We start from the raw sequence: 20,382 nt of genomic DNA, 5'->3' as shown, positions 1-20,382 counted from the left end.
CTGAGCTATCATCCCTCCGGCAACGTCGGCTTGGCAACGAAAGATTCGGTGATGGGCCCCTGCCTTCGCAGGGGCACGGTAGTATTGAAGTTAGGAACCGCTCACCTCGCTCCACAGCCCCCGCACGATATCGCGCATCCGCTGCGCCTCGTCCCAGCGGTTCGTCAGTTCGCGGCCGTCGGGCGCGGTGATCGCGTAAGGTGGAGGCCCGAGTTCGCACATGAAGGTCAGCGCGTCGCCCGCGCGCGCCTGTTCGAGCCAGAGTTCGAAGCCGCGGCGCCACCAGGCGATATGCTGGTCGCGCCAGCCGGCGTGCTGCGGCGCATCGAGCGCGACCTGTACCTGATGCGTCGTCGAGACGCGGCCGTGGAAATTATGGCTCCCCTGCAGGATCGTCTCGATCGCCGCGAGCTGGTCGCCCGAAAGCGGCAGTTCCATCTCGCCGGCGACGGGATAGTGCGACAGGTCGGCGGTAAGCGGCAGGCCGGGGCGTTCCTCGATCAATTGCAGCGTGAAGAGCAAATCGTTGGTGAGACGGCCGCGGTGGGTTTCGAACCACACCGGGAGCGGCGCGTCCTTCGCGACCGCGACAAGAGCATCGATCAGGCGCAGCGCGGCGCGGAAGTCGGCGGTCGGGCCGGCGATCTGGACGTTGAGATGGTGTGCGCCGAGGCGGTGGGCTTCGCCGATCCAGTGCGCGAGCTGGCCCGCGTCATGGACGAGAACCTGCCCTTCCCATGCGAGGCCGAGCGGGTTCATCACGCGCGCGACGCCGTCGGCGCGCGTAGTGCGCGCGAGATTGACGCCGACACCGTCGAAGCCCGCGGCGACGACCTGACCCAGCGCTTCGTCGAGGCGGTTTTCGATGTCGAAACCGGGGCATTTGTCGAGGCCCCAGACCGATTGAAGAACGAGCAATTCGGGCAACGGTTTTCCTTTCAGACAACGCTGTCATATCGCGTCGGTGGCGGGAGTCAAATCAAACCCGTCGCCCCCGCGAAGGCGGGGGCCGTCGGAGGCCTTGCCCAGCATTGCTGCATAAACCGACAGCGGCCCCCGCCTTCGCGGGGGCGACGAAAAAAGAAAAGATCGTGAGAGGATGAGATGAAAACCGAAGCCCCCACCCCGCCCGTCATTGCGCCGGTGTCCTTGGCGTATCGCCGCTACGCGCTGACGGTGCTTCTGATCATCTATATCCTCAACTTCCTCGACCGGCAGATCGTCTCGATCCTCGCCGAGCCGATCAAGAATGAGCTGCATCTGGCCGATTGGCAGCTCGGGGTGATGACGGGGCTCGCCTTCGCGCTTTTCTATACCGTGCTCGGGATTCCGATCGCGCGCTTTGCCGAGACGGGCGACCGGCCGCGGATCATCGCGGTGGCGGCGGGGTTGTGGAGCGTGTTCACCGTCGCGTGCGGCTTTGCGCAGAATTTCGTGCAGCTGGTGCTGTGCCGGATCGGGGTCGGGATTGGCGAGGCGGGGTGCACGCCGCCCGCGCATTCGCTGATCACCGATTATACGCCGAAGGAGAAACGCGCCTCGGCCCTCGCCTTCTATTCGCTCGGTATCCCGCTCGGCGGGCTGCTCGGGCTAGCACTCGGGGGGTTGATTGCCGATGCCTGGGGCTGGCGGACGGCATTCCTGTTCGCGGGGGCGCCGGGGGTGCTGATGGCGCTGATCGCGTGGACGACGCTGAAGGAACCGCGGCGGCAGATGCACGGCGATCTCGCGGCGCTCAAGGCGGCGCGGCCCGACTTCAAGACCGCGATGGCCGAGATCCGCGGCAAGCGCACCTTCTGGCTGATCGCCTTTGCCGCCGCGATCAAGGCGTTCATCGGCTATGGCGCCGCGGCCTTCCTCGCGCCCTTCTTTTTTCGCAACCACGCCGAGGAGCTGACCGCGATCGCGAGCGATTTCGGGCTGGGGCTGACGGGATTTCTGGGCGTTGCGCTCGGCATCGTGCTCGGGCTGACAGGCGCGCTCGGCACCTGGATGGGCGGGCAGTTGGCCGACAAATATGGCGCGCGCGACCTGCGCGCTTATGTGGCGATCCCGGCGGTTTCGACCTTTCTCGGCATCCCTTTCTACATCGCGGGGCTGATGGCCGATTCGGCGGTGTTCGCACTGATCATGTTCGCCTTTCCGCCGGTGCTCAACACGCTGTGGTACGGGCCGGGCTTCGCCGCCGTGCAGGGGCTGGTGCGGCCGCAGACCCGCGCGACCGCGTCAGCGGTGCTGCTGTTCATCATCAACCTGCTCGGGCTTGGGCTCGGCCCGCTCGGGGTGGGTGTGGTCAGCGATTTCCTCTCGGGCCCGATGGGGCTAGGGTCGGCGGAAGGCGTGCGCTGGTCGTTGATGATCTTCATCCTGTTCGGCGCGCTCGCCTCGGCGTTGTTCTGGATGGCGCGGAGTTCGATCCGCGAGGAGATGGTGAGTTGAGTATCGCGAGTATCGCCCTGCCCCGCATCTTCCGCATCGGCGGCGGCGCATCGAAGCAATTGGCCGAGGTGCTTGGCGCGCTGGGGCTGGCGCGGCCGTTGATCGTGACCGACGGCTGGCTGGTCAGCAGCGGGCGTGTGGCGGAACTGGTCGATGAGCTGACGGCGGCGGGGATCGCGGCGCGGGTGTTCGCGGACACGGTGCCCGATCCGACGGTCGCGTCGGTCGATGCGGGCGTGGCGTATCTGCTCGAGGGCGATCACGACTGCGTCGTCGGTTTCGGCGGCGGCAGTCCGCTCGACAGCGCGAAGGCGATTGCGCTGCTCGGGCGGTTCGGCGGGGCGATGGCCGATTACAAGGCGCCGCATGTGCAGGACGCGCCGGGGCTGCCGGTGATCGCGATCCCGACGACCGCGGGCACGGGGTCGGAGGCGACGCGCTTCACGATCATCACCGACGAGGCGACCGACGAGAAGATGCTGTGCCCGGGGCTCGCCTATCTGCCCGTTGCGGCGCTCGTCGATTATGAGCTGACCTTTACCAAGCCGGTGCGGTTGACCGCCGATACCGGGATTGATTCGCTGACGCACGCGATCGAAGCCTATGTATCGAAGCGCGCCAACCCGTTCAGCGACGGCATGGCCCTGCTCGCGATGCGCGCGATCGCGCCGAACCTGCGGCGCGTGTGCAGCGACCCGATGGATGCCGCGGCGCGCGAGGCGATGATGCTGGGCGCGACGCAGGCGGGGATCGCCTTTTCGAACAGCTCGGTCGCGCTGGTCCACGGGATGAGCCGGCCGATCGGGGCGCATTTCCATGTCCCGCACGGGCTGTCGAACGCGATGCTGCTGCCCGCGGTGACCGCCTGGTCGGCGCCCGCGGCGCTGCATCGCTATGCCGATTGCGCGCGCGCGATGGGGGTGGCGGACGAAGCCGAGGGTGACCAGTCGGCGGTGGCACGGCTGCTCGACGAGCTGGCGGCGCTCAATCGCGAGTTGGAAGTGCCGGGGCCGGCAGCGTGGGGGATCGACGCGGCGCGCTGGGATGCGCTGGTCCCGACGATGTGCGCGCAGGCGGCGGCGTCGGGGTCGCCGGCGAACAATCCGCGGGTGCCCGATGCGGAGGAGATGGCGACGCTTTATGGGCAGGTTTGGGCTGGATAAAATCTTTTGTTCATCGACAGGTAAGCCGCACCCTGCTTAAGCGCGCTCGCCCCGTCCCCTTCTCTCCTACGTCTCAAACGTGGGGGCGGGGCATCCTCATAAAGCCGACGTCACCCCGGACTTGATCCGGGGCCCCGCTCAGCGACATTGAAAGCGGGACCCCGGATCAAGTCCGGGGTGACGAATTGAGGGGATTCGAGGTCGTCAGAGTTCCAGCGGCCCGTGCTTCATCTTCGGCAGCACATGGCGCGCGAAGAGATCGGCTTCGGCGGCGTGCGGGTAACCTGAGAGGATGAAGGCTTCGATGCCCATGTCCTGATAGCGGTTCAGCTTTGCGAGAACCTGATCGGGGTCGCCGACGATCGCGGCGCCGCAGCCCGAGCGGGCGCGGCCGACGCCGGTCCACAGATTGTCCTCGACATAGCCGTCGTCGGAGGCGGCCTCGCGCAAGGCGACCTGCGCGTTGACGCCGAACGACTGCGAGTCGAGCGACTTCGCCTTGATCTCGGCGCCCTTCGCGGCGTCGAGTTTCGAGAGCAGGCGGTCGGCGGCGGTGCGCGCTTCGGCCTCCGTGTCGCGCACGATCATGTGCGCGCGGTAGCCGAATTTGAGGGTGCGACCGTAGGCGGCGGCGCGCTGCGTCATGTCGGCGATGATCTCCTTCACCACCTCTTCGCGGTCGGGCCACATCAGGAAGACGTCGCAGCCCTTTGCGGCGGCGTCGCGCGCGGCGGGCGAGAGGCCGCCGAAGTAGAGCGGCGGCGCCTTGCCCGAGACGGTGCCGACGCGCGCGGGGGCGACCTGCAGCTTCCAGAACTCGCCGTCATGGTCGAGTGCCTCGCCGTTGAGCAGGGTCTTGAGGATATGCATCGCCTCGACCGTACGGCGGTAGCGCGGTTCAGAGTCCATCGTCTCGCCGGGCATGTCGGAGGAGATGATGTTGACCGTCAGGCGGCCGCCGAGGATCTGGTCGATCGTCGCGATCTGCCGCGCGAGCTGCGGCGGCCAGCTTTCGCCGATGCGCACCGCCATCAGCAAGCGGATGTTCTTGACCATCGTCGCGACCGCGGCAGCGAAGGCGGTGGTGTCGATGCCGAGCGCATAGCCCGAGGGGAGCAGGATATTATCGAAGCCCAAGGAGTCCGCCTGCATCACGATGTCGCGGCAATGTTCCCAGCTCGATTTGAGCATCGGGTCGGGAACGCCGAGGAATTCATAGTCGTCGTCGCAGAGCGCCGAAAACCAGCTGACTTCGCAACTGCGGTCGGTCATGGCAGATTCTCCCCCATCGATGTTTGCAGCACCGCATACCATTCGGCGCGCGTCCAGCGCGGGGCGAAGGCCTGCGGAATTTCCTTGATGCGTTCGACATTCTGCGTGCCGACGATCGGGATCGGGCGCGCGGGATGCGCCATCACCCAGCTGTAGGTCGCGGCGGCGCGCGAGACGCCATATTCGGCGGCCTTCGCATCGAGCAGTCCGGCGACTGCGCGCGTGCGCTCGTCGGCCGGATCGCCGAGCCGGCCGCCGCCGAGCGGCGACCAGGCGAGGAAGCTCATGCCCTCGGCCATCGACTGGTCGAAGATGCCGTCGAAGAGCGGGGCGAGATGCAGCGGCGAAAATTCGCTCTGGTGGCTGACCACCGGAACGGGGAGGAATTTGGCGAGCGCCGCGGTCTGGGCAGGCGTGAAGTTCGAGACGCCGATCGCGCCGATCTTGCCCGCGCGGTGCGCCTCCTCGAGCGTGCGCGCGATTTCCTGCGGATGGGTGAGCAGGTCGGGGCGGTGGATCTGCCACAGTTCGACATGGTCGGTGCGCAGGCGTTTCAGCGAGATGTCGATGGCCGAGGTCAAATAGGGCGCGCTGCTGTCATAGGGTACGCCGAGGATGATCCCGCCCTTGGTCGCGAGCACCATCTTGTCACGCATGGCGGGGGCTTCGGCGAAAACGTCGCCAAGCAAAGCCTCGGCCGAGCCGAAACCGCCGGGGGTATCGCAGCCGTAGATATCGGCGGTGTCGAACAGGGTGACGCCGGCTTCGAACGCAGCATCGATGCGGGCGCGAGCAGTCGCGACGTCGACGCCGGCGAAGCGCCACATGCCCCAGGCGATGGGCGAAACCTCATGGCCGGCGAGAGTCACATTGGCGGGAGCGGGAAGAAAATCTGACATCGCTGTCATATACTCCATAATCGGATGCAAGGAAAGTGGGTTTCGTATGCGATTCTAGGGTTCGATTTCGGTTTTCGTGTTCCCCGGCGAAAGCCGGGGTCCATCCGGCGGTAGGAGATGGGCCCCGGCTTTCGCCGGGGAACACCTAAATATGATCCGTCATTTCCATCAATGTGCCAGCACCTGCACCTCGCCATCCTCCTCCTCATCCACCGCGACGATGCGCGGCAGGATGAGGTGGATCGCGGCGAGCGCGACGAGATAGGTGATGGCGCAGACGAGGAACATCGGCAGATAGCCCCTGCCCGTGTCGAGCGACCAGCCCGCGAACTCGATCATCGCCATGCCCGACAGGTTCCCGGCAAAGGCGCCGATGCCGATCGCCGAGCCGACGATACGCGCGGGGAAGACGTCGGTGGTGAGGCCGAAGAGATTGGTCGAGAAACCCTGATGCGCGAAGAGCGCGAGGCCGAGGATCATCGCGGCGGTCCATGCGCTGTCGACGCCGACGAGCAAGGGCACCGGCAGGATGAGCAGCGCGTAAATGAGCATCGTCGTCTTGCGCGCCGCGTTGACGGTCCAGCCGCGGCGCCCCATCAGGTAGGAGGGCAGATAACCGCCGGTGATGCCGCCGAGCGCCGCCATGAAATAGACGAAGGCGACGGGAAGCCCGAGCGTGCCCTGCGTCAGCCCGAAAACGCGGTGGAACAGGTCGGGCATGAAGAAAAGCAGGAACCACCACACCTGATCGGTCAGCGCTTTGCCGAGGATGACCGCCCATTGGCGGCGATCGCGGAGCAGACTGCTCCAGGCGATTTTCGGCGCCGCGGCGTCGCGCGCGGCGTTCGGCTGTTCGGGAATGCGCACCATCAGCCAGACCACGACCCAGACGAGGCCGAGCCCGCCCGCGATCAGAAAGGTCGCCTGCCACCCCCACATCAGCGCCATCAGCGGGATGAGCAAAGGCGTCAGGATCGCGCCAACGTTCGGCGCGATGCCGCCGAGGCCGAGGACGAAGCTTCGCTCCTTCGCGTTAAAGTAGGTCGCGGCGGTCTTCACCGCGGCGGGCGTGCCGATCGATTCGGCGGCGCCGAGGACGGCGCGTGAAGCGACGAAGCCCGATACGGTCGAGGCGAAGGCGTGCGCCATGCCCGCGAGGCTCCACACGCCGACGCCGATCGCGAAGCCCCAGCGAAGGCCGACCTTGTCGATGAACCAGCCGGTGCCGAGGAAGGCGAGCGCGGCGGCGAACTGGAAGGCCGACGCCATGTGGCTGTAATCCCGGTCGGTCCAGTCGAACTCGAGCTGGAGCGTCGGCTTCAAAAGCGCGAGAATCTGGCGATCGACATAGTTGAGGACGATCGCGATGAAGACGAGTCCCACCACGAGCCAGCGGCGTTTATCGGCGATTTGCGCCAAGATCGTCTCTCCCCGAATCCATTTGTCCGGCGGATGAGATAACGTTGTCATATCGGAATGGACAGCGGTTTTTTGATTCTGGGGTGCGGGCAGGCTCCCGATCATTTCCCGAAGGACAACGACCGGTGGCCTGCCCGCTTGGCGTTATGCGTCGATCAACGCCGGATCCTCGTCATCCTCGTCGATGATATTGCCCGACTGCCGATCGAACAGCCGGCGATACTGACCGTCGGGATCGGCCAGCAGCGCTTCATGGTTGCCATCCTCGATCACCCGCCCCTGATCGAACACGAGGATTCGGTCGAGCGTGCGCACTGTCGACAGGCGGTGCGCGATGACGATCGCGGTGCGCCCCTTCATCAGCCGGTCCATCGCCTGCTGGATCAGCGCCTCGCTTTCCGAATCGAGGCTCGACGTCGCCTCGTCGAGGATCAGGATCGGCGCGTCGGCGAGGAAGGCGCGTGCGAGCGCCACGCGCTGACGCTCGCCACCCGACAGCTTGACCCCGCGCTCGCCGACAAGCGTCGCGTAACCGCGCGGGAGCCGGGCGATGAAGTCGTGCGCGTTGGCGAGCCGCGCCGCCGCCTCGACCTCGGCCCGGCTCGCATCGGGGCGGGCATAGGCGATATTGTCGGCAAGGCTGCGGTGGAACAGGATCGGCTCCTGCTGCACGATCGCGATCTGCGCGCGCAGCGACTGTTGGGTCGCGTGCGAAACATCCTGCCCGTCGATCGTCACCCGCCCCTCGTTCACGTCGTAGAGGCGCTGGATGAGTTTGACGAAGCTCGTCTTGCCCGATCCCGAATGGCCGACAAGACCGATCCGCTCGCCACCCCGGATCAGGACGTCGAGATGTTCGTAGAGCGGCGTTTCGTGCCCGCCATAGCGGAAGGTGACATCGTCGAAGCGTATTTCGCCGGCGCCGATCCGGATCGGCGCGGCGCCCGCCCGGTCCTCGATCCCCAGCGGCTGGTCGTGAAGATCGACGAGTTCCTCCATCTCGTTCACCGAGCGTTGCAGGTGATGGATATGGAAGCCGATGTCGACGAGATAGCCGTGGACGACGAAATAGCTGGTGAGCACGAAGGCGACGTCGCCCGGCGTTGCAGCGCCGCGCCACCACAGCCACAGCGCGACGCCGGTGATCGCACTGCGCACAACCCAGAGGAGCAGGATCTGGGCGCTGCCCGACCAGGTGTAGCGCATCCACGTCCGCCGCGTGCGCTTCGCCCATTTGGCGAGCAATGTTCCGACACGCGCCTCCTCGCGGTCCTCGGCGCCGAACGCCTTGACGACGGCGTTGGAACCGATCGCGTCGGAGAGGAGGCCGCCAAGCTTTGTGTCCCATGCGTTCGACAGCGTCGCCGCGGGCGAGGCCCAGCGCGCGGCGAGTGCGACGGTCATCGCGACATAGAGCGCCGCGCCGATGCCCATGACGAGCCCGAGCACCGGCCAGTGCCAGCCGAGGAGGAGCATCGTGCCGACAAGCACGACGGCCGACGGCAGCAGCTGCAGCAGCAGCACGTCGTTGAGCGTGTCGAACGCCCACATGCCGCGCGTGATCTTGCGCACCGTCGAACCGGCGAAGGCGTTGGCGTGCCAGTCGGTCGAGAAACGCTGGACGCGGTGAAAGCTGCCCTGCGTCACGCCCTGCATCATGCGCAGCGTGAAGGGGATGATGCCCGCCCACGCGAAATGGCGGAGGATCACCATCGCGAGGCCGAGCGCCGCCATCGCCGCGAAAAGCGCGAGCGCGCCGTCCTGCCGGCCGGCGGCGAGCGCGTCGATCAGCCGGCCGGCGTACAGCGGCACGAAAATCTCGGTGACCGTCGCGACGGTGATGAACAGGGCGATGAAGGCGGCGCGCCCGCGCTGCACGGCCCAGTGGCGGAAAGTGAAGTCGAGGACGCGGCGAATCGAATTCGCGCGGCCCGTGTCGGGTGTCGATGTCATATCATGAACCGGCGCGAAAGCGCCGTCTCCAAAGCGTTGTATCAGGGGGCGATCGGGTCGGAAAACCGGATCACGGAGGCTTCAGGACCTAGTGGTCGAAGCGCTCGAAGGCTCTAAACCTTCCGGGAGGGCATGCTGCGATCGAAAATTTCATTACGCCCTCCTTTCTTCGCATTGGAACGGACGGCCGGTGTACCGGCCTGCCATCTGCTTGGCAAGTCCCGACTTTTCCGCCCGATGGGCGGGCCGGGGCGGCCCCTCCCGCTCAGCCTTTCGGCGCCGCGGTCGAGCCGCGCACGACCAGCTTGTGCGGAAGCTGCCGTCGCTCGATCGTCTCGCCGAATTCGAGCAGCAGGTCGGCGGCGGCGTAGCCGAGGTCGCGGATCGGCTGATGGATCGTGGTCAGCGACGGCCAGACGACCTGCGCGAGGTCGGTGTCGTCGAAGCCCGCGACCGACAGCTGGTCGGGCACCGCGACGCCCAGCCGGTGCGCGGCGGCGAGGACGCCCGCGGCCATATCGTCGCTGCTCGCAAAGATCGCGGTCGGCGGCTGGTCGAGCGCCAGCAGCGCCTCGGCCGCGGCGGTCCCCGACTGGAAATCGAACTGGCCCGGAAAGACCAGCGCCGCGTCGAAGCCGATGCCTGCGCGCTGGAGCGCCTGCCGATATCCGGTCAGCCGCTGGCCGCTCGCGAAATAATTGCCGTGCCCGGTGACGAAGCCGATGCGGCGGTGGCCGAGCGAGATGAGGTACGCGGTCATGTCGTCGGCCGCCTGCACATTGTCGATGTAAACCGCTGATGTCGCGGTCAAATCGGTGCCCGGCTGGACGCGCACGACAGGAATCTTGCGGCGGAACAGCTCGGCGAGCGCGGTGCCGACGTCGGTCACCGGGGGGGTCATGATGATGCCGTCGAGCTGCGCCTGATCGATCAGCGCGCCGATGTCGTCGACGAGGCCGGGCGAGTTGATGTCGCACGGCTGGACGATCATGCGGAAGTCGGCCTCGCGGCAGCGCTGTCCGACCCCCGCCTGCATGTTGAAGATATAATAGGGGCTGGGGTTGTCGTGGATCAGCCCGATCTGGAACGAGCGTTTTCCGGCGAGCGTGCGCGCCGCCTGGCTCGGGTGATAGTTGAGGCGCGCGACGGCTTCCTCGACCTTTTGCCGCATGTCGTCGCTGACATAGCGTTCCTTGTTGAGCACGCGCGAGACGGTCTTGATCGACACGCCGGCGACGCGCGACACATCCTTGATCGTCGCCCGGGTCATGCGCGCTTGCGCTCCGCACCCGGCTGGAAAATCCTCGTCACGGCTGCGCATCTCCCCGTTCGGCCTGTTGACCACCGCTGTCTTCTTTGGCGCTGTCTGCTTTGGCGCGTCGCGCCGCGCGCCGCAAGAGAAGCCTTGCGCCCGCGCCCGCGTTGGCGATATGGCGCGATCTTATGACAGCGTTAGACAGAAACGATCTGACATCGATGCGCCATGCGCATTGGAACAATTTGCCGAGCGGCGGGGACCTGTTCGGCGAATTGCATCTCGCGCAGACCAGGGCCGGCACGGCGCCGAAAGGCCGCCTGTTTCCGGGTCTCGCCGCCTGCGCGGTGGCATCGGCGGCCGCGGCATGGCTGTCCGACCATTATGGTTTTCCGATCATCCTGCTCGGCCTGCTCGTCGGGCTGGCGCTCAATTTCATCGCGACGAACGAGGCGACGCACCGCGGGCTCGACTTCGTTTCGCGCACCTTCCTGCGCATCGGGATCGTCGTGCTCGGGCTGCAGGTGACCTTTCTGCAGATCGCGGTGCTCGGGCCGGTGCCGTTCGCGGCGCTGATCATCATCATGACACTGACGATGGGCGCGGGATTTCTGGGCGCGCGGATTTCGGGACAATCCCCCTACGCCGGGCTGCTCGCGGGCGGTGCGACCGCAATCTGCGGCGCGAGCGCGGCGCTGGCGCTCTATGGCGTGATCGGGCGGCAGCGGCTGTCGCAGGCGCAGTTCGCCTTGACCCTCGTCGGCGTCTCGCTCGCCAGCGCGCTCGCGATGACCATCTATCCGCTGCTCGCCGCGCGGTTCGGGCTGAGCGATGCGCAAGCGGGATTCCTGATCGGCGCGTCGATCCATGATGTCGCGCAGGCGATCAGCGGCGGCTATGCCTTTTCCGACGCGGCGGGGGCGAGCGCAACGATCGTCAAGCTCGCGCGCGTCGCGCTGCTCGCGCCCGTGGTGGCGCTCGTCGGGCTGCTGCTCAAGCCCGAGGACGGCAGCGACGGGCGCATCTGGCGCCGCCTTGCCCTGCCCTGGTTCATCGTCGCTTTCTTTGCGATGGTGACGCTGAACAGCCTTGCGCCGATCCCCGATGCGGTGCGCGGCGGCGCGCTGACCGCGTCGAAGGCGCTGCTGCTGCTCGCGGTGACAGCGACCGCGATGCGGACGCGGATGGACTTGCTGCTCGAGATGGGCTGGCGCGCGGGCGTGCCCGTGCTGCTGGCCTCGTTGACGAGCTTTGCCGTGTCGCTGCTCTTCGCGCTCGCGATCGTCTAAAGCCCGAGCAGCTTTCGCGCATTGCCCGATCGGATCCTGGCGCGCTCCTCGTCGGTCAGGTCGAGCTTGGCGAAGGCTTCAAGCGTTTTGGGTAGCGAAATTTGCGGGAAGTCCGACGCGATCAGCACATGGTCGACGCCGACGTTGCGGATCGTCCAGACATATTCGGCCTCGATCGGCGAATCCGCGGCGAGGATGACGCTCGCCGAAATGTCGAAATAGATATTGTCGGCGAAGAGATTTTCGGCGGTGCGCGCGAGCGCGAGGATGTTCCAGAAGCGGAAGCCAAGCCCGCCCATATGGCCGAAGATGAATTTCGTCTTCGGCGCCGCGAGCGCGAGGTTGAAGAGTTTCTCATTGTCGCTGGGGACGATGCTCGCGTTGTCCATGACGACGATCATGCCCCGGTCGCCCGCGCGCTTGACGAGCGTCAGCACGCGCGGGTCGGCGGCATCGAATTTCTGCGTGTGCGGGTGAATCTTGAGCAGCTTGACGCCGCGCGCGGCCACGCGGTCGACTTCGGCGAGCGCGGCGTCGCCGTCATAGGGATGGACGGTCGCGATCGCGATCATATCGGGGTTCTTTGCCGCGAGCGCGATCAGTTCGTCGTTGCGTTTGCCGATGTCGGCGGGGTTGCCCGCGAGCGCCTGATTGGGGCCGCCGAACCACATCGCGCCGAACGCCGTGACCGGCTGGTTCGCAGCTTTGAGCTGCGCGCGATATTCGGCAATCGATGCCTCGCCCTTGTGCAGATGAACGTGGGTGTCGACGACGGCGTCCTGTGCAAAAGCGGGCGCGGCGGACGCCAGAAGAACAATCGAAAGCAGCAAGGTTCGCATGGGTGCTCCGGGACGGAAAGGGTTGGATACCCCTCACCTGCCACAAAGCCGGCGTTCGGCCAATTACCTTGGAAGCCATTGTTCGAAGAGAAAAATGCATGATGCCGCCCCCGCCGGGAGAATGCAGGAGCGGCATCGGCAGGGTCTTATTTGCGGACGGTGACCTTGAGATAGGTCGCCGGAATTTCGGTGCGATCGGCACCGCCGCGATTTTCGCGTTCGAACAATTGTTCGAGTTCGGTTTGAAGCTCGGCGCGGCGGCCGCTTGCCTCGGCGGCGGCGAAGGCGTTCATCGTCGGGCCGTAATAGTCGCGGAAGATCGCGAGGAATTCGCGTGGGCTTCCCGCATAGCGGAAGGTGTAGGTCGCGCGTTCGCAGCTGATCCGGTCCTGCGCGATGCCCGCGGCGGCGAAACGTTCGCGCACCGCCTCTTCCTGTCCCCAGGTCACCGGGCTGACGAAGCCTTCGGGCGGCGGCGGGGTGTAAGCGGCAGAAATCTTGAGCACATGCGCGATGAGGGTCGGATCGCCGGGGATCCAGTTGCCCATCACGATGCGCCCGCCGGGGCGCGTCACACGGACCATTTCGGCCGCGGTGTCGAGCGGCCGCGGCGCGAACATCGCACCGAAGATGCTGACGACGAGATCGAAGCTGTTATCGGCGAGCGCATCGAGATGCGAGGCGTCGCCCTCCTCGAAGCGCAGGTTCGACAGGCCGGCTTCGCGGGCGCGGACATTGCCGGCGGCGACGAGGTTCGATGCGATGTCGACGCCGAGCACCGTCGCGCCGCGGGCGGCCGACGGCAGCGCGGTCGTGCCGTCGCCGCAGCCGAGGTCGAGCACGTCGAGCCCGGCATGCACGCCGAGGCTCTCGATCAGCGCATCGCCGCTTTCGCGCATGCACGCCGCGAGACGGGTAAAATCTCCCTTCTCCCAAAGAGCCTTGTTCGGGTTACCCGTCGTTGATAGATTTTCGGTTTGCGGCGCGGTAGGCGCCGTTTCCGGCCTGGTTGTTGCGAGCGTCACGATAGCCTCCTTGAACGGAACCGGGTGCCGGTTCGATATGACGCTGAATAGGCTTTCCGTGGTCCCATGCTTGAAGACGGCATGGAGAAGTTATGGAGAAATGCTGGCTTGTCGTTCGGCGCCGCCCTGATCTACCGCTTTGAAGGCTTCGAGCTCGATCCGGGCAAGTTCGAACTGCGCGAGCACGGGCACGCGAAGCATCTGGAGCCGCAGGTGCTGTCGCTGCTGATCCTGCTTGCCAGCAATGCCGACCGCCTCGTCAGCAAGGACGAGATTATCGAGAAGATCTGGGGCGGCCGGATCGTGTCCGAAGCCGCGGTCGCCTCGCGCGTCAAGGCGGCGCGGCAGGCGCTGGGCGACGACGGCAAGGAACAGCGCGTCATCCGCACCGTCCACGGCAAGGGATTCCGGTTCGGCGCGCAGGTCCTGTTCGAACAGGCGCCTGCTCCCGTGCGGCGGTTCGCCGAACCCGCCGCCGATCGATCAGCCCCCGCCGCCGAGGAACGGCCGTCGATCGCGGTCCTTCCCTTCCATCTCGTCGGCGGTCCCGGCCCGCTGTCGGTCGTCGCCGATGCGCTGGCCGACGAGCTGATCGGTGACTTGTCGCGGCTGCGCTGGTTGCTCGTGATCGCGCGCACGTCGACCTTCCGTTTTCGCGGGCAGGAGGCGGGCTGCGAACAGGTCGGCGCCGCGCTGGGTGTCCGCTATTGCCTGACCGGGACGCTCGAGGAAGCCGCCGGACGCGTCATCCTCTCGGTCAGCCTTGCACGAACGAGTGACAGCGCGGTGGTGTGGGCCGACCGCTTCACCGCCGGCCGCGAGGCATTGCACGAGCTGCGCTGCGAGGTGCTTGGCGCCGTGATCGCCAACCTCGAAACGCGGATCGTCCAGAACGAAGTCGAGCGAGCGCGCCGCATGCCCGAGTCCGGGCTCGACGCCTGGTCGTCCTATCATCTCGGGCTCGACCATATGTTCCGCTTCAACCGGTCGGACAATGCGCGCGCGGCCGGCTTGTTCGCGCAAGCGCTGGCACGCGACCCCAATTTCTCGCGCGCGCTGTCGGGGCTGTCCTTCACGCGCTTTCAGGATTGCTTCCTGCAATATTCGGGCGACCCCGACGCGATGGCGGAGCAGGCGCGGTCGCTCGCCGAGCGCGCGGTGCAGCTCGATCCGCTCGATCCCTTCGCGCACCTCAACCTCGGTCGATCGCTGTGGTTTGCCGATGCGGTACCCGAAAGCATGGAGCGGCTGTCGGCGGCGATCGCGCTCAGCCCCAATTATGCGCAGGCGATCTATTCGAAAGCCTGGGCCGAGATGACGCAATGCGACATCGGCCACAGCGACGAACATGCCGAACTGGCGCTGCGCCTGAGTCCGCTCGATCCGCTGCGCTATGCGATGCTGGGGGTGCGCTCGGTCAGTGCTTTGATGCGCGGCGACCATCAGAGCGCAATCGACTGGGGCGAGCGCGCCGCGCAGTCGCCCGGCGCGCACAAGCATATCGCGGTGATCGCGGCGATCGCCGCCGAGGCGTCGGGCAATCACGAGCGCGCGGCGCAGTGGATCGGGCGGGCGCGGCAACTCGACCCGCAAGTGTCGCGGGGGACTTTCCTGCGATCCTTCCCCTTTGCCGCGACGAGCGAACGCGAGATGATCGAGCGGGCGCTACAGGGCACCGGGCTTTAGTTCGTCCAGTAGACATAATCCTGGCCGTCTTTCCACGGCGCATTCTGCGGCACGTCGATCCGCACCGGCGCTTCGACCAACCCCGGCCAGATGGGCTTGGCCATGCCTTTGTTCTGCGCGTCGATCATCGCGCGAAGCTCGGCGACGCGCTGTGGCTCGCTTGCCGACAGGTCGCGCCGTTCGGTCGGATCGACCGCGAGATTATAGAGGCGCGCCTTTTCGGGCCGCTTCGTCACCTGCAATTTCCAGTCGCCCGCGCGCACGGCGCGATAATCGCCCGAGCGCCAATAGAGCGCCGTGCGCTTTGCGGGGCCCGTCAATATATCCTCACTGTCGACGATCCGGTCGGCCGGCACCTTCGCGCCCGCCGCGGCCGCGATGGTTGAGAACAGGTCGATATGCCCCGTTACGTCGGCGCGCGTCGATCCGGGCGCGATATGCCCCGGCCAGCGCATGAAGAAGGGGGTGCGGATGCCGCCTTCGAAGAAAGTGGCCTTCCATCCGCGATAGGGTGCGTTCAAGTTGTCGATGCCCGTGTACCAGGCGCCGCCATTGTCGCTGGTGAAAATCACGAGAGTATTGTCGTCGATCCCCGCTTCTTTCAGCTTTGCCATCACGTCGCCGATGCGGCGGTCGAGCTGCGCGATCATCGCACCGTAAACGCGCGTCTTGTGGTCCCTGATCTGCGGGAGCTTTGCATAGTCCGCTTTCGTCGCCTGAAACGGCGTGTGCGGGGCGTTGAACGCGAGATAGAGGAAGAAGGGCCGGTTCCGGTTCGCCTCGATCGCCGCGATCGCCTGATCGGCGAAATAGTCGGTCATATGGCCCTTGGGATGGAAGCGTTTGCCGCCGTTGAAGGTCACGGCATGGCGCAAATTGGCCCACAGGAAATGGTCGATGCGGTCCCACGGCAACTTCGCATTCACCGCATCGGCGTCATCCTCGGGCAGAAACATCGCCGCGCCGCCGAGCACGGCAAGGCTTTCGTCGAAGCCCTGCGCGTGCGGTTGCAGCGCCGGCGCCTCGCCCAGATGCCATTTGCCGATGTGGAGCGTGTGATAACCCGCAGCCTTGACCGCCTCGGCGATCGTCACTTCCTTGGCGGGCACGCCCATGTCGGGATAGGCGGGGATGTCGGGCGTGATCAGGCCTTTGTGGAAGATCGCCTTGTGCGGCCCGATCCCCTCGCCGTGCGAAACGCTTTCGGCGAACTCGACCGGCACCGCCGTATATTCGAAACCGAAGCGCGTCGGGTAGCGTCCCGTCATCATCGCCGCGCGCGACGGCGAGCAGGTCGCGTTCGCGGCATAGGCGGTGGTGAAGTTGATTCCTTCGCGCGCGATCGCGTCGATATTCGGCGTCTTGACGATCCCGCCCGCGACCCCGCCGCCATTGAGGCTGATGTCGTTGTAACCGAGATCGTCGGCGACGATCAGGATGATGTTGGGCAGACTTTTGCCCCCCGGCGGAGTGGCATGCGCCTTCGCCGGACCCTGCTGCCACACGACCGCGCGGTTCGGCTGCACCGGATCCTTCCAGTCCTGAACGATACCCGGAAGCTTGTATTTATTCGCCTCATAGGCCCAATATCCGCCCGCGCCGACGGCGGCCACTACGCACAGAGCAACCCATGTTTTCTTCATCTTCGGCCCCTAATCCATGCGCTCGGCTTGCTGCAAAACTATTGACACTATATGTGTCACTATATTGGCCGATACGCAAGATTGTTTGACCCCGGCGCCAAGCCGGGCCAGCAGAGAGGTCATGACGACAGGGGTGAAGAAGATAGACGCGCCAAAGATCGAGCCCGGCAGGGTCGACGGCCGCCGCGAACGCGGGCGGTCGAGCCACAAGCGCATCGTCGAGGCGATGATGGAGCTGATCGTCGCGGGCGACCTGTCGCCGAGCGCGGCGCGCGTCGCCGAAGAGGCGGGCATCGGTCTGCGCACCGTATTCCGCCATTTCGACGATATGGACGCGCTTTATGCCGAGATCACGGCGACAATCACCGAGCGCGTGATGCCGATCGTCGTGGCGCCCTATCCCGACCAGCCGTGGCGCGCCAATATGGGGGAACTCGTCCGCCGGCGGGTCGACGTGTTCGAGGCGACGCTGCCCTTCCGCCTTGCCGCCAACATCAAGCGTTACCAGTCGCCCTTCCTGATGGGACAATATAGCCGCGTCGTGATGCTCGAGCGCGAGCTGATCGTCCGCCTGCTCCCCGCTTCGGTCCGCGCCGACCGGATCGGCGTCGAGGCTTTGTGCGCCGCGCTGTCCTTCCAGACCTGGCGCACGCTGCGCCACGACCAGAGCCTGTCGGCCGAAGAGGCCGGGACGGTGATGGGGCAGATGGTCGAAGCGGTGATGACCACGATCGTCGAAGAAGATTGATGCGCGAAGCTTCGGTCCTGTTGTCGCTCGCAATGCTCGGCGCGCTCGCGGCGTGCGGCGAAGCGAAGGATGCGCCGCTTGCCGAAGCGAAGGCGCCCGAATGTCCGGCGATCCCCGCAGAACATTATGTGTGGATCCCGGGCGCGACCTTTGCGATGGGCGCCGACGCACACCTGCCCGAAGAAGGCCCGGCGCGCGACGCGACCGTCGCGGGCTTCTGGATGTCGACGCACGAGGTCACCAACGCCGAGTTCGCCGAATTCGTGAAAGCGACGGGGTACAAGACGCTCGCCGAGCAGGACCCGCCGAAGCTGCCCGGCGCACCGCCCGAAATGCTGATCCCGGGCTCGGCGGTGTTCACCGCGCCGACCGACGGCAATCCGAACTGGTGGCGCTGGGTCGTCGGCGCCGAATGGCGGCATCCGGCAGGCCCCAAGACGAATATCGACGGACGCGGCCGCGACCCGGTGGTGCAGATCGGTTATGACGACGCGCTCGCCTATGCCAAATGGAAGGGCAAGGCGCTGCCGAGCGAGGAGCAGTGGGAGCTGGCCGCCGCAACCGGCGGCGCCGACCGCAATGTCCCGGTCGACAAGGCGGGCAAGCCGCTGGCCAATTATTATCAGGGCGCCTTTCCGGCGCGCGACCTCGGCACCGACGGCTTTACCGGTCGCGCGCCGGTCGCCTGCTTCCCCGCCGACCGGCATGGCGTCCACGACCTGATCGGCAATGTGTGGGAATGGACGACGAACAAGGCGGGCGGCGAGAGCAATGTGATCAAGGGCGGCAGCTTCCTGTGCGCCGCCAATTATTGCGCGCGTTATCGTCCCGCGGCGCGCCAGTTCCAGGAACGCAGCCTAGGCACCGACCATATCGGCTTTCGCCTGATCGATACGGCGCGCCCGGCGCCGGCGGCGAAGGCCCCAGACAAGGGCTGACAGCAGCACGGCGATCCCGCCAACCCACAGGCCGAGGCGGATCAGCCGCGGCTTGCCCTGTTGCTCGAAGGCATAGGCGTTGATCTGTTCGTCGGCGGTGTAGCCCGCGGGCATGTCGAGCACGCCGTTCGCCTTCGCATAGGCGCGGTAGTCGGTCATCATCGCGGTGAAACGGGCGGGGTCGGCCGCGGCCAGGTCGCGCGTTTCGCCGGGGTCGGTCTTGAGATTGAACAGGCGCCATCTGCCGTCGCCGGTCGGCGCGAGGTTGCGCACCAGCTTGTAATCGCCGCGGAACAGCGCCGCATTGCCCGACAGTTCGTAACCGAGCGGCGCGTCGCCATGGACGCTGCCCGCCCCGCCTTTCAACATGGGGACAAGGCTGCGCCCGGTGACGGGTTCGACCGCCTTGCCTTGCCAGCTTCCGCCGTGGCCCGGCACGCCGGCAAGCTGGGTGAGCGTCGGCATAATGTCGGTGACATGCGCGAGGCCGTTGCTGATCGCGCCCGCGCGGATCTCGGCGTGGCCCGGCCAGGCGATGATCAGCGGAACGCGCAGCCCGCCTTCGGTGGCGCTGAACTTGTACCCCGACAGGGGCGACGCCGCGGCGCTCGCCCAGCCGGGACCGATCGCGGCGAAACTGCCACGCCGGCCGATGTTCGCGGTCGCGAGGTCGTACTGCATGTCGAGGTACAGGCGGTTGCGCAGGCTGTTGAACGGATTGGTCGGCTCGGCGCCATTGTCCGAGAGGAAGACGAAGATCGTGTTCTCATAATCGCCCGTGGCCTTGAGATGCGCGACGAGGCGGCCGACCTCGCGGTCCATCGCGGTCGCCATCCCGCCATAGGCCTGCATCACGCGCACCGCGGCGGCGCGCTCTTCGGCGTCGAGTTTTTTCCAATCGGGCGTCGTCGCCATCGTCACGATCGGCACGCCCGCGGGCACGATGCCGAGCGCCGCCGCGCGCTTCGCCCGCGCGGCGCGGAGCGCTGTCCAGCCGTCGCTGTACATCGCCGAATAAAGCGCGATGTCGCTGTCGGGCGCCTGCACCGGGATATGGTTGGCGAGGAAGTTGATCGAGGCGAGGAAGGGTTTGCCGCTTTTGCGGTCGGCCTCGATATAATCGATCATCCGCTGCACGACGAAATGCGAGCTGTAATAATCCTTGGGCAGCGTCGCGGGCTTGCCATTCTCGGTCCAGGCGGCGGTATCGTACATGCCCTCGATCGGGCGCTGTTCGAAATTGTCGGCGCCGGCATCGGCGAGGCTGTAGGCACGGTCGTAGCCGCGCGCGTGCGGCAGGCGCTTCGCGTCGCTGCCAAGGTGCCATTTGCCGGTGAGGTAGGTGCGGTAACCCGCCGCCTTCAGAAGCTGCGCGATCGTGACGACGCGCAGGTTCATCACCGTGTCGTAACCGGGCTTGCCGCGATGCTCGTCGGGGATCGTCTCGGGCATGTTACCGAGCCCATTGCGGTGGTTCATCACCCCCGTCTGGAGCATCGCGCGCGTCGGCGAGCACGACCCCGCGACATGAAAGTTCGAGAAGCGCATCCCCGCTTTTGCCAGTGCGTCGATGTTCGGCGTCGCGATTTCGGAACCGAACGAACCGACGTCCGAAAAGCCCCAGTCGTCGGCAAGCAGGATAACGATGTTGGGGTGCTTTGGCGCGGATGGAGCGCGCTGCGCCTGCGCGGGCGCGATGGTGATCAGGGCGCCGATAATGATGATGGCAGCACGCCGGGACCCGCCTAAGCGACCCGGCATTTAGTGGTCCTCCTGCGTACTGCCATCACTCCCACCCCCTCGGGATATGGCAC

Annotated in this window: 16 protein-coding genes; 6 read left to right on the top strand and 10 right to left on the bottom strand. The window is 66.4% G+C overall.

Going from position 1 to position 20,382, the window contains the following annotated elements; all coding sequences use genetic code 11:
• Positions 1-90: 90 nt before the first annotated feature.
• A complete protein-coding gene (locus tag ACTJI5_RS21045) occupies positions 91-927 on the bottom strand; it encodes a hypothetical protein (RefSeq protein WP_440861677.1) in 837 nt (278 codons plus the stop codon).
• A gap of 177 nt (positions 928-1,104) precedes the next feature.
• Between ACTJI5_RS21045 and ACTJI5_RS21040 the strand changes: the two genes are divergently transcribed.
• A complete protein-coding gene (locus ACTJI5_RS21040; protein ID WP_440861676.1) occupies positions 1,105-2,439 on the top strand; it encodes a spinster family MFS transporter in 1,335 nt (444 codons plus the stop codon).
• On the top strand, positions 2,436-3,602 hold the full coding sequence (locus tag ACTJI5_RS21035) for an iron-containing alcohol dehydrogenase (RefSeq protein ID WP_440861675.1): 1,167 nt from the start codon (positions 2,436-2,438) through the stop codon (positions 3,600-3,602). Before ACTJI5_RS21040 ends, ACTJI5_RS21035 begins: the two co-directional genes overlap by 4 nt.
• A gap of 204 nt (positions 3,603-3,806) precedes the next feature.
• Here the strand turns inward: ACTJI5_RS21035 and ACTJI5_RS21030 are convergent, their stop codons facing one another.
• The 5 genes from ACTJI5_RS21030 to ACTJI5_RS21010 all read right to left on the bottom strand — a co-directional run bounded on the left by ACTJI5_RS21030 (position 3,807) and on the right by ACTJI5_RS21010 (position 10,415).
• Positions 3,807-4,874 carry an LLM class flavin-dependent oxidoreductase gene (locus ACTJI5_RS21030; RefSeq protein ID WP_058536805.1) on the bottom strand — a complete coding sequence of 356 codons (1,068 nt, stop codon included), beginning with the start codon at positions 4,872-4,874 and terminating at the stop codon, positions 3,807-3,809.
• Positions 4,871-5,773: an aldo/keto reductase gene (locus tag ACTJI5_RS21025; protein WP_440861674.1), complete on the bottom strand. Its 903-nt coding sequence runs from the start codon at positions 5,771-5,773 to the stop codon at positions 4,871-4,873. Before ACTJI5_RS21025 ends, ACTJI5_RS21030 begins: the two co-directional genes overlap by 4 nt.
• A 168-nt stretch (positions 5,774-5,941) precedes the next feature.
• Entirely contained in the window at positions 5,942-7,192 is a 1,251-nt protein-coding gene (locus tag ACTJI5_RS21020; protein WP_058536806.1) for an MFS transporter, read from the bottom strand.
• 144 nt (positions 7,193-7,336) lie between these two features.
• Entirely contained in the window at positions 7,337-9,145 is a 1,809-nt protein-coding gene (locus tag ACTJI5_RS21015; protein WP_440861673.1) for an ABC transporter ATP-binding protein, read from the bottom strand.
• Between the two features lie 265 nt (positions 9,146-9,410).
• Positions 9,411-10,415, bottom strand: coding sequence for a LacI family DNA-binding transcriptional regulator (locus ACTJI5_RS21010; RefSeq protein ID WP_093511885.1), 1,005 nt, complete (start codon positions 10,413-10,415; stop codon positions 9,411-9,413).
• Positions 10,416-10,621: 206 nt separating this feature from the next.
• Between ACTJI5_RS21010 and ACTJI5_RS21005 the strand changes: the two genes are divergently transcribed.
• Complete coding sequence (locus ACTJI5_RS21005; protein ID WP_440861672.1) at positions 10,622-11,689, top strand: YeiH family protein; 1,068 nt, start codon at positions 10,622-10,624, stop codon at positions 11,687-11,689.
• Here the strand turns inward: ACTJI5_RS21005 and ACTJI5_RS21000 are convergent.
• Entirely contained in the window at positions 11,686-12,528 is an 843-nt protein-coding gene (locus tag ACTJI5_RS21000; protein WP_439513041.1) for an amidohydrolase family protein, read from the bottom strand. The genes ACTJI5_RS21005 and ACTJI5_RS21000 overlap by 4 nt on opposite strands.
• A gap of 146 nt (positions 12,529-12,674) precedes the next feature.
• Positions 12,675-13,553, bottom strand: coding sequence for a class I SAM-dependent methyltransferase (locus ACTJI5_RS20995; RefSeq protein ID WP_440861671.1), 879 nt, complete (start codon positions 13,551-13,553; stop codon positions 12,675-12,677).
• Between the two features lie 108 nt (positions 13,554-13,661).
• Between ACTJI5_RS20995 and ACTJI5_RS20990 the strand changes: the two genes are divergently transcribed.
• Positions 13,662-15,239, top strand: a complete 1,578-nt coding sequence (locus ACTJI5_RS20990; RefSeq protein ID WP_440861670.1) for a winged helix-turn-helix domain-containing tetratricopeptide repeat protein — start codon at positions 13,662-13,664, stop codon at positions 15,237-15,239.
• Here the strand turns inward: ACTJI5_RS20990 and ACTJI5_RS20985 are convergent.
• A complete protein-coding gene (locus tag ACTJI5_RS20985) occupies positions 15,236-16,882 on the bottom strand; it encodes a sulfatase-like hydrolase/transferase (RefSeq protein ID WP_440861669.1) in 1,647 nt (548 codons plus the stop codon). The two genes, ACTJI5_RS20990 and ACTJI5_RS20985, sit on opposite strands and share 4 nt — an antisense overlap.
• Positions 16,883-17,003: 121 nt before the next feature.
• Between ACTJI5_RS20985 and ACTJI5_RS20980 the strand changes: the two genes are divergently transcribed.
• A complete protein-coding gene (locus ACTJI5_RS20980) occupies positions 17,004-17,630 on the top strand; it encodes a TetR/AcrR family transcriptional regulator (protein WP_310251700.1) in 627 nt (208 codons plus the stop codon).
• Positions 17,630-18,568: a formylglycine-generating enzyme family protein gene (locus ACTJI5_RS20975; protein WP_440861668.1), complete on the top strand. Its 939-nt coding sequence runs from the start codon at positions 17,630-17,632 to the stop codon at positions 18,566-18,568. The genes ACTJI5_RS20980 and ACTJI5_RS20975 overlap by 1 nt, the downstream gene beginning before the upstream one ends.
• Here ACTJI5_RS20975 and ACTJI5_RS20970 read toward each other — a convergent pair.
• Positions 18,488-20,329: an arylsulfatase gene (locus ACTJI5_RS20970; protein ID WP_440861667.1), complete on the bottom strand. Its 1,842-nt coding sequence runs from the start codon at positions 20,327-20,329 to the stop codon at positions 18,488-18,490. The two genes, ACTJI5_RS20975 and ACTJI5_RS20970, sit on opposite strands and share 81 nt — an antisense overlap.
• Positions 20,330-20,382 lie beyond the last annotated feature (53 nt).

Source organism: Sphingopyxis sp. 22461, from assembly GCF_052044915.1.
GTDB lineage: Bacteria > Pseudomonadota > Alphaproteobacteria > Sphingomonadales > Sphingomonadaceae > Sphingopyxis.
This window is presented reverse-complemented; position numbering and strand designations above follow the sequence as displayed.

Bases quoted from the DNA above. Each gene is read 5' to 3' on its own strand.
- ACTJI5_RS20975 (WP_440861668.1), top strand. From the start codon at position 17,630: ATGCGCGAAGCTTCGGTCCTGTTGTCGCTCGCAATGCTCGGCGCGCTC.
- ACTJI5_RS21015 (WP_440861673.1), bottom strand. From the start codon at position 9,145: ATGACATCGACACCCGACACGGGCCGCGCGAATTCGATTCGCCGCGTC.
- ACTJI5_RS20980 (WP_310251700.1), top strand. From the start codon at position 17,004: ATGACGACAGGGGTGAAGAAGATAGACGCGCCAAAGATCGAGCCCGGC.
- ACTJI5_RS21010 (WP_093511885.1), bottom strand. From the start codon at position 10,415: ATGACCCGGGCGACGATCAAGGATGTGTCGCGCGTCGCCGGCGTGTCG.
- ACTJI5_RS21040 (WP_440861676.1), top strand. From the start codon at position 1,105: ATGAAAACCGAAGCCCCCACCCCGCCCGTCATTGCGCCGGTGTCCTTG.
- ACTJI5_RS21000 (WP_439513041.1), bottom strand. From the start codon at position 12,528: ATGCGAACCTTGCTGCTTTCGATTGTTCTTCTGGCGTCCGCCGCGCCC.
- ACTJI5_RS20985 (WP_440861669.1), bottom strand. From the start codon at position 16,882: ATGAAGAAAACATGGGTTGCTCTGTGCGTAGTGGCCGCCGTCGGCGCG.
- ACTJI5_RS20970 (WP_440861667.1), bottom strand. From the start codon at position 20,329: ATGCCGGGTCGCTTAGGCGGGTCCCGGCGTGCTGCCATCATCATTATC.
- ACTJI5_RS21030 (WP_058536805.1), bottom strand. From the start codon at position 4,874: ATGACCGACCGCAGTTGCGAAGTCAGCTGGTTTTCGGCGCTCTGCGAC.
- ACTJI5_RS21005 (WP_440861672.1), top strand. From the start codon at position 10,622: ATGCGCCATGCGCATTGGAACAATTTGCCGAGCGGCGGGGACCTGTTC.
- ACTJI5_RS21025 (WP_440861674.1), bottom strand. From the start codon at position 5,773: ATGTCAGATTTTCTTCCCGCTCCCGCCAATGTGACTCTCGCCGGCCAT.